Here is a 13856-nt window from a genome sequence, read left to right on the forward strand (position 1 = left end):
TCTATTGTTTAAAATCTCTCCAAACACGTTTTTTGAACCTGATAAATTAGCAAATTATCTCATTTTCAAACTTTCAAATTTCAAACAAATTAACTTATTAACTGCTCTATCGCTTTCCCTTCCCTCTCTAAAAACTCTTGATGCTTTTTAGTTGCTAATGTTCCTACATGTAATGTTCTATGACATAGTGCTGTATTGTATTTTTGTATGCGATGCATTAATGTTTTTGTTTCTTCATTAAAATAACAGTGGCTAAACTGCTCAAAAATGTAATCTAAGGCTGTTTCATTTGGGTGTAGCATATCCGCACCATAAAATCGGTAATCTCGCAAATCGTCCATCATTATTTCAAAAGAAGGGAAATAGTTGGCTTGTGTTTCTGCTATAGCAGTTCTTAATATACTTTTGCTTATACTGTTTTCTTGCATGCCATCTTTTAAATGCCTTACAGGACTAAGCGTAAAAATAAGATGAACATTAGCGTTAAATTGCTTTAGCTGATTTTTTATATCTGCCAAACATTGTTTTACTTCATTAAAAGATAAAAGCTTTTTATTAAACTCAGTATTTGGTATTTTATGGCAATTAGCCACTATTTCATTTTGATACTCATATACCCAAGCAGTCCCTATCGTAATAAAAATATACGTTGCCTCTTTTAAAAAAGTATGGCTCTCATTTATGTTGTTATTTATTAAATCTAAAGTTTCCTTTTGGCTTGTTGTAGAAAATTTGCCATGATGATGCATACTGTGGTATAGCTCATCATTTAGTACTAAATCATTAGCAGTATATTGTTTCTTTTCTATAATTTCTTGTAAGGCTTTTTTTATAGAAACAGGATTAAAAAGCACGCCATAAGGATTGCATTGTGCATTAAAACGAAGTTCGTTTACTTTTTTAAAAATATTTTCTGAAAAACACGAGCCTATAAAAAACAACTTAGAAGCGTAAGTTATTTTATTTTCAAAAGGAGGGATTTTAATTGGTGTTCTAAAATTATCCATTATAGATTAACGTATTAGCATAAAACTGCCACTTTGCACAGCAGTTTCTTTAGTGTTTCTGTGTTCAAATTCTGCCACCCAATTATATACATCTATATTTTGTGCTTTACCCTCAATAGTGCCGTCCCACTCAAAAACGCTATCGCTTTCATAAAGTAATTCGCCCCAGCGATTATATATTTTTAATGATTTTTGCTCTAACTGAGGTAAAGGAATTATTCTAAAAATATCATTTACGCCATCATCATTGGGTGTAAAAGCATCTGGAGCTCCTGAAGGAGGGATATTCACTTTCACTTCTTTACATTCGGTTTTAGTACAGCCCAACTCATCTGTAACGGTTAAGCAAAAAGTGGTGGTTTCAAAAGGTTCTACCACTGTATTTCTTTCTGTATTGGGTTCTACATAATTAGGATTCCAACTATAAGTATAGTTAGGCGAAATAGGATTTATAACTCCATTTAAAAATACTGGATTGCCCACATCTACAGCTGAATTTGGACTTAAAACTATAACAATATCCGGATTTCTAACTGCTACATTTACTATGTCATTTTCTTCGCAGTTTACATCAAAAACATTCCAAGTTAACTGTGCTGTGTATGCATGATTTCCTCTTTCGGTAGGTTTTATATATAATGTATTGTTTTGCGAAAATGAAGTTCCATTTTCCAACCAGTTAAATTGATAATCTTGTGTTGAATTAATACTGGCGGTAAGTAAAGCAGAATCGCCAGCACATATAATACTGTCTTTTTGGGCATTTATAGTTGTAGCCACAAAATTTACAGTGCTTTTATAAGGTGTGAAATTAAAAATAGCTCGTCCTTGCTCTCCGTTTTCTGCACCAATATCCAAACCATTGCACAATGTAGAAGTGTAATTTCCCTTAGTGCCACCATTTGCTACAAAAGAAATATTTGAGGGCGTGGAACTTTGTTTAACCCAAAGTAAACCACCTGCTCCACCGCCACCTACTCCCGGGCAGTTTGTATTGTCATTATTATCTCCTCCATTGCCGCCATTAGCTTGTATTAATAAGTTATCGGTGTAAGTATCTATATTTAATATTACAGTTCCTCCGGCACCGCCACCACCAGTTCCGTCTCCACTACCGGCTAAGGCATCTTGTCCGTTTGCAGAAATCTTAAATCCATTAGCCGTTAATGATTGTGCATTTATAATAACCGTACCGGCACCATGGCCTCCTTCTGTTCCACTATTATTATTACTATCTCCGGCTCCACCTGCTCCGGCCATTAATATTCTGTTTTCGGTTGTAGTTGCAAAATTTCTTTGCCCGCCAAGTCCGCCAAATCCACTGCAAAATTGTGTATTTAGGTCATTGTCGCCTCCTCTACCTCCGTTTCCACCATTAGCTCCGCCACCGCCTCCGGCATTGTGGTCGTTGCCACCACCTCCGGCATTAGCATTTTTTGCTCGTCCTTTTGAGTTGTTATAAACCAAATTTCCAACGCCTTCTCCTATAAAAGCCCCACAATTATCTGATGCAATACAATAATAACCTAAAAATCCGCCCGTATTAGTATAACAATCATTGTCGTTTGAATATAATCCACCTCTAAATCCTATTTCATCTACATAAATATCTGCTTGCATATCTACATTTCCACTGGCTTCAAATACTACTATACCTCCTATGCTTCCATTCCAAGGCAAACAACTAAGTGTGTTTTGAATAATAACATCTTCATACTGAGGTACTTTTATTACTTGTACAGCTTTATCGGCATCGTAGGGATAGCTCAATTCATTTTTAAACTGTAGTCCATTTATATTTCCTAAGTTTATACTTTTAACGTAGTTAAATTCGTATCTCCCAGCTTGAAAATAGTCTGTTACATTACCAAAAGTGTTATTAAAAGTTGTCAAATTAATATTAGCACCTTTCATTTGTACTATTAGCACATAATCGCCTACGGCAAATAGATTTTCTCCATTATTAGCTACTCTCATGGCATTGTTGCAAAAATCAATGTCTGTTACTGCTGCGTATTGATTAACTATAGGCGTATTTATTACCGTTTGAGCAGTAATATTAATTGCAATTAATGAAAAGAATAAATAGGTTAGTATGTTTTTCATAATTAATTTTTAAGCAAAAGATGTACCACAGCCGCAGGTTTCATTAGCATTGGGATTGTTAAATGTAAAACCTCTGTTGTTTAGTCCGTCTTCATAATCTACTTCCATATTATTAATAAGTCTTACCTCATCTTTGTTTATCCCAATATTTAATCCGTCTATATGGTATAAAGTAAGTCCTTTAACTTGTTCTACAAATTCAAAAACATAGGTATATCCCGAGCAGCCGCCATTATTTACCCCTATATGTAAAATCTTATTTTCTAAGTTGCGAGAAACTAATCTTTTAATTTCTTTTAAAGCACTTTCTGTAAATTTTATAGGTAAACTATCATTATTTATTATGCTATCTTTCATTATTCTACGTTTTTAGTATTAAATTGCAAAAAATTAAAACAAAGATACATAAATGTATATGGACTTAGTGTTAGAAATTCTAAAATATACTTTGCCTGCTTTGGTGGTGGCATTGGTAGTATATGTTATGCTTAAAACCTATTTTGATAATAATTACAAACTGAAAGTTTTAGATTTAAAATCTAAAAACAGTAAAGAGTATTTACCCCTAAAACTTCAGGCTTACGAAAGGCTTACATTGTTTGTGCACAGAACTTCTCCCGAAAACTTAATACCCCGAAACACGCTTCCTAATCAAACGGCTAAACAATTAAAAAAACTACTTTTGCAATCTATTCAACAAGAATTTGAACATAATATAACGCAGCAAGTTTATGTTTCTAATAATGTGTGGAACGCCATAGTTGCCTATAAAGCTCAATTAATTAAAACCATAAATATTATTGATCAAAAACTGGGAGATGGAAAAACTGCCTACGATTTAAGTAAAATTATTTTAGAAGAATACCACAATAATGAAGAACTTTTAACTGCGGCACAAGTAAATGATATTATAAAAGCTGAAATTAAACACTTATTTATTTAATGAAACACGCTATTTGGATATTACTTTTAGTTTTTTCGGCATGCCGAAGCACTTATGTGCTAGATGAAATAGGAGAATCACAACAAAAATTTGACCTTAATTATACCAAGCAAGATACCTTAATAGAAAGCGAAATAAAACCTTATAGAACAGAGCTGAATAAAAGCATGAATAGCGTTATAGCTCAAGCTGAAAAAACTTTAACAAAAGCACAACCGGAATCTACTTTAGGAAATTTGCTGGCAGACGGCACATTAATAATGGCAGAAAAATATACTAATAGCTCTATTGATATAGGAATAGTAAACTACGGAGGCATAAGAGTGCCCAGCATAAACAAAGGAGCTGTTACCTTAGGAAATGTATATGAGCTAATGCCTTTTGATAATTATTTGGTGGTACTAAATATAAAAGGAAGTGTATTAATAGACGTATGCAATGTGATAGCTGTAAAAAAAGGTTGGCCTGTTAGTGGTTTAACAATGGCTATAAAAGACGGTAAAGCAGAAAACATAAAAATCAAAAATGAAGCTATAGATAAAGATAAAGAATATTCAGTAGCTATTTCCGATTATTTAGCCAATGGAGGAGATAATTTGAGTATGTTAGTAAATATAAAACAGCAAAACACCAATATACTGTTAAGAGATGCTTGGATTGAATATTTTAAGCTATTAAATAGTGAAGGAAAATTTTTAAATGCTAACTTAGAAAACAGAATTAGCAATGAATAGAAGAGCCTTTATAAAAAAAATAGGAGTTAGTGGCTTAGTACTTGGTGGTTCGGCTATTCCTTTTGAAATTTTAGCAGGAAATACCGATGCTGACTTTGAAAAAATAACCATACTTCACACTAATGATACACATAGTAGAATAGACCCTTTTCCTGCGGGCAGTAAATACGAAGGGCTGGGCGGTATGGCTAAAAGAGCCCATTTAGTAAAGCAAATAAGAAATGATAATGAGCATGTTTTACTATTAGATGCAGGAGATACTTTTCAAGGTACGCCCTACTTTAATATATATGGTGGCGAAATAGAATTTAAGTTAATGAGCGATATGGGCTATGATGCTACCACTTTAGGCAATCATGATTTTGATGCGGGAATGGAAGGGCTTATAAAACAATTTCCTCATGCTCAATTTCCTTTTTTAATAAGTAATTATGCTTTTGAAAACACACCTTTAATAAACCAACCACATATAAAACCGTATAAAATTTTTAAGAAAGGAGATATTAAAATTGGTGTTTTTGGTGTAGGAATAGAATTAAAAGGATTAGTACCCGATAAATTATATGGCGAAACACAATATATTGACCCCATAAAAACGGCAAATTACATGGCAAGTTTATTAAAAAATGACTTAAATTGTCATTTTGTAGTATGTCTTTCGCATTTAGGGTTAAAATATGACACAAAAAAAGTTTCTGACTTAATTTTAGCACAGCAAACAAAAAATGTGGATATAGTAATAGGAGGGCATACACATACCTTTTTAGATAAACCTATGGTTGTTAACAACTTAAAAGGAAAGCCTGTAGTTGTTAATCAAGTGGGCTGGGCAGGCATTAACCTTGGAAGGCTTGATATAACGCTGAAAAAAGATTTACGTAAAAACACTAAAAAATACACCCCTGTTATTTTTAGCAAAAAAACAATAGTAAAATAAGTTTTTTTTAAACAATATTTTTCTCACTTTTACACTTCGTTTCTATTGTTGATAACTAAAAAACTCAAACCTTCTATGAATAAAAAGACTCACGATTCTGTATGGTTCAATGCGTTAAAAATAATACAAGACAATGTAAGTATACAAAGTTTTAAAACGTGGTTTGAACCCATAGTGCCCGTGGGCTTAAAAGATAATGTATTAACTATACAGGTGCCAAGCCAGTTTTTTTACGAATGGTTAGAAGAACATTATGTTTCGTTATTAAGAAAAACCATACAGAGAGAATTAGGACCGGACGCCAGATTAGAATATAGAATAGTAGTAGAAAATAGCAATAGCACTTCAGGACCATACACTATAGAATATCCAAATTATAATACAGGCAGTTCAGAAAATCAAGAATCTACTATACCTATGGTAATAGGGAAAAACATAAAAAATCCTTTTATCATTCCGGGATTAAAAAAAGTAAATATAGATTCGCAGCTAAACCAAAACTATAATTTTGACAATTTTATAGAAGGCGATTGTAATAGATTGCCACGTTCGGCAGGTTATGCCGTTTCGCAAAAGCCGGCAGGTACAGCTTTTAATCCATTAGTAATATGGGGCGGTGTAGGTTTAGGTAAAACGCACTTAGCACAAGCTGTAGGAAATGAAATAAAAAAGAAATTTCCCAACAAAACAGTTTTATATGTTTCGTCAGAAAAATTTACCAATCAATTTATTGATGCCTTAAAAAATAATGCGGTAAATGATTTTATTCATTTTTACCAATTAATAGATGTATTAATAGTAGATGATATTCAGTTTTTTGCCAACAAACAAAAAACACAAGATATTTTCTTTCATATATTTAACCACTTGCACCAAAATGGCAAGCAGTTAATATTAACGTCCGATAGACCGCCAAGAGATTTAGAAGGCATGGAAGAACGTTTACTTTCAAGATTTAAGTGGGGACTAAGTGCCGACCTTACTATTCCGGATTTTGAAACAAGAATAGCCATTTTAGAAAAGAAAATGTACTCAGACGGCATAGAATTGCCACGAGAAGTGGTAGAATTTGTGGCCTACAACATCAATACTAATATTAGAGAATTGGAAGGTGCTTTAATTTCATTATTGGCACAGAGTTCTTTAAACAAAAAAGATATAGACTTAGATTTAGCAAAGAAAATAATAAAGAACTTTGTAAAGAGTGTGAGCAGAGAAGTTTCTGTAGAATACATACAAAAAATAGTTTGCGAATATTTTGATGTGCCTATAGAAAAGCTGAAAGAAAAAACAAGAAAACGTCAGTTTGTACAAGCAAGACAGCTTTCAATGTACTTAGCTAAGAACTATACAAAAAATTCATTAAAAGTAATAGGGAAGTATTTTGGGGGTAGAGACCACAGTACGGTTATACATTCTTGCCAGTCTATAAAGGATTTGTTAGACACTGATCCGGACTTTAAGGAAAGTGTAGAAGAAATACAGAAGAAAATACAAATGAATATAGGCTAAAAGATTTTGCAATAATAAAAAATACATTATCTTTGCCGTCCGTTCTGAAAAATAAGAGCTTGGAGAGGTGCCGGAGTGGTAACGGAGCAGATTGCTAATCTGTCGGCTCGCAAGGGTCGCCTGGGTTCGAGTCCCAGTCTCTCCGCATAAAAGGGTTTGGGTTTGGGTGTGATTGAAGTGTGGGTGTGAAGTAAATAAATGAGAATATTAAAAGTTAATAACCCATGTTTGATTTTGAGAAGTTAGAAGTATATCAAGAGATAAGGGTGTTAAATAAAACGCTACTTCCTTTGGTATTTAAGTTTCAAAAATCAGATCCATACCTTGCAGACCAGCTTAAACGAGCAGGTTTAAGTGTACAGCTAAATTTAGCTGAGGGCACTGGAAGAATGACAAATGCAGATAAGAAAAGATTCTACATTATGTCGCGTAGTTCTGTAAATGAATGTGTATCTATTTTGCAAACCGCAGTAGATATAGAAATAATAAATGAGGTGGATTATACTTTTTGTTATGAAAAGTATGAAAAAATTTCAAAAATGCTTCTTGGAATGATAAGAAGTTTGAGTTGATTTTTTAATTTTGCAACTCAAAATTGGTTTAGCAATAAAATCAAAACATTGAAAAACCGCCCACACCCACACTCTCACACCCAACACATTTATAGGGGTGTAGCGCAGTCCGGTTAGCGCACCTGGTTTGGGACCAGGGGGTCGAAGGTTCGAATCCTTTCACCCCTACTATAAATGAAGAAAAGGAAGTCAAATTTGGCTTCCTTTTTTTGTTTGTAATTCTCACAATGAGTCTTCTAATTTACAAGGGGTTCTGCCTCCTTGGAGTATCCCTTTTATAGTCCGATATTGCTTCCTTAATTCAGATTATTGAATTTTTCTTTACACGATTTAAAAACTCGTTCCATTCATATTCACTCAATGCTCTTGCCCTGTATTGTACCTCATCTATTAATGCCCATGATTTAGGTTTTTGCTCTTTTAGTTTTTCATAAGGTATTAAATATGAATCATTGCCATCATTTAATGCAAAAAGGTCTGCATACGAAATATAAGAAAATTCATTTAGATTATAGCCCGTTAGTGTTCTTTTTTTATCTTCTTCTTTTTCTAATAAATCATAAACAGGGGTGTACTGGGGGTGCGGGAGCTCATATTGTGCGATTCTTATATAGTACCAAAGTCTTTCTATTTGTTTCATTTCATCTGAGCTATATGCCTCCATTTCGGCTACTGTATTTTTGCCAATATAAAACCAACCAAAAGGACAGTATGTACCAATAGGCTTTTTTTCGTAATCCACTAATTTTTTCATAATATCCCACTCACTTAATTGGGCATTTCTGATGTATTTATCGTTATAATAAGTATCTATATCATCTATGCGACTTTCATTTTCATAATAAGCTTGCCCTTGTGTTAAGTGTAAAATTGCTTTTATGGTATCTTTATATAAATCCCAGTCTTCTTTGCAGGCTAATGAAGTTATACGCACAGAATAATTATTGCCAGGTTCTTTTGAGTATTCAATTTGTTTTATGCTAATATTGGGTAAATGTATTTTATAAATCATTTCATTTGGGAGCAACATAATCTCTCTTTTTTTCATATTGCCTACATAGTCTAAAACAATATCAAAGTTTTTTAATGGCTTTATTGGTCTTATATATGTTTCTATACTCATAATTTGGTTTTTTTAATTGATTGCTAATTTCATTTTTTCCCCCAAGGGGTTTAAACCCCTTGAATTTTGTTCTGCCAAAAATAATCTTCCCATCCGGCTTCTTCTGATAGTCCCAAGGGGTTGTTCCCCAAGGGGTTTAAACCCCTTGAATTACTTTAACTATTTTCCACAATTTTTATTTCCTCTTCTGTTAAACCATAAAGTTTATATACCATTTGATCTATTTCTGCATCGGTGGTGTCTATTTTATTTTTTATGGTTAATACTTTTTGCTGTTCTGCCAAAAATAGTCTTCCCATTCGGCTTCTTCTGATAGCCCCAAGGGGTTTAAACCCCTTATAGCCAAGCATTTATGCTTGACTCTATTATTTTAGAGAGGCATATATTTTATAAGTTCAGTTATTTTTATGACCCATTATGGTATATTTATTAATCATTAATATTCTATTTCTCAGAACCAGGAGGCTTTGGAGTTTGATTAGTTGGATATTTTGGTTTTGGTTTGTCAGAATTGCTTTTTACATTTGGCAATTTAGATTTGCTCTTCGGTTGATTTTTTTTATTCATCTTTTATTTTTTTAGCTGTTTCAATAATAATATCTTTTTTATTAAAACATAAATATATTGAATTTATGTCATAAAGTTTTTTAACTTTTTTTCCATCTTGGTACACAATGACATCTTCAAGAGAAATTTCTGAAATAGTATCATTTTCAGAAAAGGATTTAACCCAGCCATGATATATTAGTTTATTCGTTTTATCTCGTATATATACAACTTCAATTTCTTGAGAGTTCAAAAATCTTGAATAAAGATTTTCTTCCCCATATTTATAAGAAATATTTAATTTCGTTGCAACTTTACTAATAATTTTTCTGTTTTCTATTAATGAAACAATAAATGATAAAGGAACACAAATTACACATGCTAAAAAAACTTCAACAAAAGGAATTTCGGAATTTTCATTTAAACTGTTCCAAAAATTGAGATTTTTAATATTGCTTTTTAGCAATAAATTTAAAGTTGAAATTAAAACTTGCAATATAAGAAATGAAAAAATACCAAATAAAACAGAGAGTTTAAGAAACGTAAAATTAGACCATGGTTTATGCAGTATTAGCTTTCCGAAAATTATAGTAGAAATTGCTCCAGGGATAATAAGTATTATAAGTTTTAAGGTCAGTCCACTCATTTACTCCCCTCCACAATTTTTATTTCCTCTTCTGTTAAACCATAAAGTTTATATACCATTTGATCTATTTCTGCATCGGTGGTGTCTATTTTATTTTTTATGGTTAATACTTTTTGCTGTTCTGTTAAAAAATAGTCTTCCCATTCGGCTTCTTCTGATAGTCCCAAGGGGTTTAAACCCCTTGAATTTAAACCCCTTGAATTTGTTCTTTTATATACTTCTTTTAGGAATGTTGCAAAGCTAAGCTCATACCATGTTTCTAATTTTTTACTTGGTTTTTCTAATCCTTCAAATTTGCGTTGTATGGCTCTTATAAATTTATCTGCAAGATGTTGCATCTCCTTAGATAACGCCAACATTTGGTCGGCTTTTTCTATAAAGGGTTGTTGCTCTGATAATGATATTTTTTTGATTGGGAGTAACTTTAAATATTTTATTGGAATCTTAGGAAATAACTTCTTAACAGATTTGAATTTAACACTAAAATAAAATTCAATCAGTTTACTATTTAAAAACATAGCGATATATTTTAATGAAATTACATCTTTGAACTGATTCTTAAGCTGAAGATTATAAACATCACAGACATTATAATATTTATTGTCATCATAGGAGCTAATAATTGTATTACCTATTCTTCTAACTAAAATTTTTTCCTCTTCATAAATTTTTTTAGACTTATATATTTTTAGATTATTTTTATCATAGTTTACATATTTGCCTTCAAAATTTATTTGATTTCTTAATAAATTTCCTCCACAAATTATAGGGAAATAACCTTCAATTCTCTCATTTATAACATTGTCGCTGTTAAATCCAAACTCTACTCCTCTTGAGAACTCTATAAAATCATCAAAACATAATCCTGCTTCTATACTATTTGCTAAATCAAATTTGATAGGATTAATATAAATATTAAACATATTCTCATTTAATCTTTTAAATATACTTTTTTTGATTTGTGAAAAATTAAAACTACTATCTGAAACTTCTATTATTGATTCTTTTGTTTTATAGTAAGTTATAATTGTTATGCCAGAGTCTACAGAAGCATCAGTAAATACATTTTCACCTAAATCAATCAAAACATTAATATCGTATTGAATTAGATATTCACGTAACGGAGCAAATCCTATATTTGTAAAAAAAGAACTTGGTGTAATATACCCCAAGATGCCTTTTTGAGTTATAATATTTAAACCCCTTTCAAAAAAATAGGCGTATAAATCGCCACATTTTTGAGTTTGATAATTATTATAAAGCGTATCATCAGCTTGCACATAAGGCGGATTTCCTATTATTACATCAAAACCTCCTTTGTATTGCGGGCTAAAGGATTTTTCTTTGCTTTCTACAAAACCGGCTATTATTTTTTCTAATTCTTTGCTTTCGGGTAGTTGGTGTTTTTCTCTATTGTGGTTAATGTAGTGTATGGCACGGTCTATATACTGGTCGTTAGCACCATAGCCTTTGGCGTTATCGGCAGTCCACAACTTCCAAACATCAAGGTCGGCAGCAAAAAATTTCTGCGACCACAATGATTCCCCAATGGGTTTAAACCCATTGGATTGAAATAAATATGAACTTTTCCCTTTTATCGTTTTTACTTGTTCTGCAAGTTGTTCTGCTTCGCACACCAAAATTAAATGCACATGGTCTTTACATATATTGTATGCCATACAGCAATATCCTTTTTCTTTTATTACCTCTCCAATATATTGAGTAAGTGCAATTTCTTCTTTTAATTTTAACTCTAATGGCGGTCCTTTTTTAACATTATAGTCTATCATGCGCTGTGAGGTGCGACTATTGTGTGTGGTTAGCACTACATGAAAGGCTTGTAAATCTACAGGGCTAAACACTTTTGGGAATTCTTTTTGCCAATTAAATGCTTTATTGCCTGCTATATCGGGATTATCTATTAGCGAGTTGCCACATTTTAGGTTGTTATTTAGGTCGTTTAGTTTTCTATTGCGTTGGGCGGTTCTAAGCCATAAAGACAGTTTGGCTATTTCTACACTTTCTTCGTTTAAATCTACTCCATAAAGATTGTTTTCTAATATGCTTTTCTCTACATCGCTTAGCACAAAAGCATCTTTGTTGTATTTAGCAGAAAGTTCATCTATATAGCGGTGTTCTGCTATTAAAAAATTAAGTGCTTCATTTAAAAATGCTCCCGAGCCGCAAGCCGGGTCGCATATAGTTAGCTGTAGTAGCCAATCTCTATAAAGTTGCAAATTTTCCAGCTTTTTTCTACTTCTTTTGGTAGTGGCTTGGTAAGCTTCATCTGTTATATCAAGTTTTGCTCTTTTTTCTTCGCATAGTTTCCCTACGGTATTTTCTACTATGTATTTGGTTATATATTTTGGCGTATAAAAAACTCCGTCTTTTTTTCTTTTTGTTTTGCTTTTATCAACTTCTTGTCCTTCTAATTCTGCCTGTATTTCTTCTATTTCATTTAGTGAATTTTCAAAAATATGTCCTAATATGTTTACATCTACCTCACTATTAAAATCGTATTCAGATAATTTTAAGGTGTGGTTGTATAGTAATTGGTCGTCTATTTTTATGGCATCTAATATTTCATCAGGTTTAAACAAGCCCCCGTTGTAAGCAAAAACATCATATCGTTTTCCTTTATATCCGATGTTTAAGTATTCAAAATATTTTTTAAACCTTTGGTATAATGGAATATCTACATCTCGCTCTTGTAGGTCGTTCCAGTCGTTTAAAATAAGACGTACAGAATTGGGAGGCAAAAGTTGCCTGTCTTCGGCAAAAAATAAAAACAGAAAACGGTCTAAGAGTTTCTGCGATTTTTTAAATAAAACTAAAACATCATACTGAGGGTTTAGTCGGCTAAGATTGGCAAAAAGTTCTCTTTTAAATACAGAATAATCTTTGTACAATCTTTTAGTAATAATATCTTCTTGACTTAAAGAATCGTCCTTAATTTTTTTAGGAATGTCTTTACTTAAATTTTCAAAAGCCAAACACAAATAAAGTAGTTTAAAACTGTCTATGGTTAAAGTAAACAAGTTAAATTCTATATGTTCTATAGCGTTATCTATGTATAATCTAAGTTTTTCAAAATTGGAAGTTATTACATAAGTGCATCCTTCTTGATTGTTTTTGTAGCCAAAGGCTTGAGCTTCTATTTTGCTTAAATCTGTAGTGTTCGTTCCTTTTAGCTCTATTACTGCTTTTACTTTATTGCCAACTATTATGCCCCCGTCTGCTTTTTTGCTGTCTTTTACGTTTTTATATTCTGTGGTTAAATTAAAATTAGGTTCGGGATTTAGCGTATAGCCTAAAATTTTTACAAACAGCTCTCGCAAAAATCCTTCTTGAAATTGTTCTTCTTTTGCATTTCTTATGTTTTCTTGAATTTCAGCATTGCCAAAATAAGTTTTAAACATATTCCATTGTTGGTTTATTTGTTCTTGCTTTTGTGCTTTGAGGTATTTATCTATTACAGTTTTTTGAAACATATTCTATTTTACAAAATCATTTTTGTAAAAATAAAGGATATATAATTATATTGGTAAGATATGGCTGTATTTTTACATAGAATAACACTTAAACCTTTTTAATACTTTCTCACAAGGGGGCATGACCCTTGGAAATTAATTATTATTAGGTATATCTTTTACAAATAGTCATAAAAGCATAAATTAGGTGCATAAAAAAAGCTGTCATTTTTAGACAGCTTTTTTTTGTAAGAAATAAA

General features: G+C 31.9%; 12 protein-coding genes and 2 tRNA genes. 7 read left to right on the forward strand and 7 right to left on the reverse strand.

Annotated features, from left to right (window positions below; translation table 11 throughout):
* Positions 1-89: 89 nt before the first annotated feature.
* The 3 genes from H6578_03115 to H6578_03125 are packed head-to-tail and all read right to left on the reverse strand — an operon-like array spanning position 90 to position 3470.
* The gene (locus tag H6578_03115; GenBank protein ID MCB9226153.1) at positions 90-1007 is read right to left on the reverse strand and encodes a GSCFA domain-containing protein; all 918 of its coding nucleotides are present in this window, start codon (positions 1005-1007) and stop codon (positions 90-92) included.
* 6 nt (positions 1008-1013) lie between these two features.
* Complete coding sequence (locus H6578_03120) at positions 1014-3113, reverse strand: gliding motility-associated C-terminal domain-containing protein (GenBank protein ID MCB9226154.1); 2100 nt, start codon at positions 3111-3113, stop codon at positions 1014-1016.
* Between the two features lie 9 nt (positions 3114-3122).
* Entirely contained in the window at positions 3123-3470 is a 348-nt protein-coding gene (locus H6578_03125; GenBank protein ID MCB9226155.1) for an iron-sulfur cluster assembly accessory protein, read from the reverse strand.
* A gap of 58 nt (positions 3471-3528) precedes the next feature.
* Here H6578_03125 and H6578_03130 point away from each other — a divergent pair, with 58 nt between their 5' ends.
* The 7 genes from H6578_03130 (at position 3529) to H6578_03160 (ending at position 7979) form a co-directional block, all read left to right on the forward strand.
* Positions 3529-4056 carry a hypothetical protein gene (locus H6578_03130; protein ID MCB9226156.1) on the forward strand — a complete coding sequence of 176 codons (528 nt, stop codon included), beginning with the start codon at positions 3529-3531 and terminating at the stop codon, positions 4054-4056.
* Positions 4056-4790, forward strand: coding sequence for a 5'-nucleotidase C-terminal domain-containing protein (locus H6578_03135; protein MCB9226157.1), 735 nt, complete (start codon positions 4056-4058; stop codon positions 4788-4790). Before H6578_03130 ends, H6578_03135 begins: the two co-directional genes overlap by 1 nt.
* Positions 4783-5727, forward strand: coding sequence for a metallophosphatase (locus H6578_03140; GenBank protein MCB9226158.1), 945 nt, complete (start codon positions 4783-4785; stop codon positions 5725-5727). The genes H6578_03135 and H6578_03140 overlap by 8 nt, the downstream gene beginning before the upstream one ends.
* A gap of 75 nt (positions 5728-5802) precedes the next feature.
* A complete protein-coding gene (gene dnaA / locus H6578_03145) occupies positions 5803-7239 on the forward strand; it encodes a chromosomal replication initiator protein DnaA (GenBank protein ID MCB9226159.1) in 1437 nt (478 codons plus the stop codon).
* Between the two features lie 61 nt (positions 7240-7300).
* Positions 7301-7384: transfer RNA gene (locus H6578_03150), tRNA-Ser, on the forward strand.
* A gap of 79 nt (positions 7385-7463) precedes the next feature.
* A complete protein-coding gene (locus H6578_03155; protein MCB9226160.1) occupies positions 7464-7811 on the forward strand; it encodes a four helix bundle protein in 348 nt (115 codons plus the stop codon).
* 93 nt (positions 7812-7904) lie between these two features.
* A tRNA-Pro gene (locus H6578_03160) sits at positions 7905-7979 on the forward strand.
* Positions 7980-8112: 133 nt separating this feature from the next.
* On the opposite strand, the gene H6578_03165 is transcribed toward H6578_03160, so the two are convergent.
* The 4 genes from H6578_03165 to H6578_03180 form a co-directional block, all read right to left on the reverse strand.
* The gene (locus H6578_03165) at positions 8113-8934 is read right to left on the reverse strand and encodes a hypothetical protein (protein MCB9226161.1); all 822 of its coding nucleotides are present in this window, start codon (positions 8932-8934) and stop codon (positions 8113-8115) included.
* Between the two features lie 155 nt (positions 8935-9089).
* A complete protein-coding gene (locus tag H6578_03170) occupies positions 9090-9284 on the reverse strand; it encodes a hypothetical protein (GenBank protein ID MCB9226162.1) in 195 nt (64 codons plus the stop codon).
* A gap of 209 nt (positions 9285-9493) precedes the next feature.
* Positions 9494-10126, reverse strand: coding sequence for a hypothetical protein (locus H6578_03175; GenBank protein MCB9226163.1), 633 nt, complete (start codon positions 10124-10126; stop codon positions 9494-9496).
* On the reverse strand, positions 10123-13617 hold the full coding sequence (locus H6578_03180; protein ID MCB9226164.1) for an Eco57I restriction-modification methylase domain-containing protein: 3495 nt from the start codon (positions 13615-13617) through the stop codon (positions 10123-10125). The genes H6578_03175 and H6578_03180 overlap by 4 nt, the downstream gene beginning before the upstream one ends.
* Positions 13618-13856 lie beyond the last annotated feature (239 nt).

This window comes from Chitinophagales bacterium (assembly GCA_020635995.1).
In the GTDB taxonomy this organism is placed as follows: Bacteria; Bacteroidota; Bacteroidia; order Chitinophagales; family UBA8649; genus JAFMKE01.

Bases quoted from the DNA above. Each gene is read 5' to 3' on its own strand.
- H6578_03165 (MCB9226161.1), bottom strand. From the start codon at position 8,934: ATGAGTATAGAAACATATATAAGACCAATAAAGCCATTAAAAAACTTT.
- H6578_03115 (MCB9226153.1), bottom strand. From the start codon at position 1,007: ATGGATAATTTTAGAACACCAATTAAAATCCCTCCTTTTGAAAATAAA.
- H6578_03130 (MCB9226156.1), top strand. From the start codon at position 3,529: ATGGACTTAGTGTTAGAAATTCTAAAATATACTTTGCCTGCTTTGGTG.
- H6578_03155 (MCB9226160.1), top strand. From the start codon at position 7,464: ATGTTTGATTTTGAGAAGTTAGAAGTATATCAAGAGATAAGGGTGTTA.
- H6578_03175 (MCB9226163.1), bottom strand. From the start codon at position 10,126: ATGAGTGGACTGACCTTAAAACTTATAATACTTATTATCCCTGGAGCA.
- H6578_03120 (MCB9226154.1), bottom strand. From the start codon at position 3,113: ATGAAAAACATACTAACCTATTTATTCTTTTCATTAATTGCAATTAAT.
- dnaA (MCB9226159.1), top strand. From the start codon at position 5,803: ATGAATAAAAAGACTCACGATTCTGTATGGTTCAATGCGTTAAAAATA.
- H6578_03125 (MCB9226155.1), bottom strand. From the start codon at position 3,470: ATGAAAGATAGCATAATAAATAATGATAGTTTACCTATAAAATTTACA.
- H6578_03140 (MCB9226158.1), top strand. From the start codon at position 4,783: ATGAATAGAAGAGCCTTTATAAAAAAAATAGGAGTTAGTGGCTTAGTA.
- H6578_03170 (MCB9226162.1), bottom strand. From the start codon at position 9,284: ATGCTTGGCTATAAGGGGTTTAAACCCCTTGGGGCTATCAGAAGAAGC.
- H6578_03180 (MCB9226164.1), bottom strand. From the start codon at position 13,617: ATGTTTCAAAAAACTGTAATAGATAAATACCTCAAAGCACAAAAGCAA.
- H6578_03135 (MCB9226157.1), top strand. From the start codon at position 4,056: ATGAAACACGCTATTTGGATATTACTTTTAGTTTTTTCGGCATGCCGA.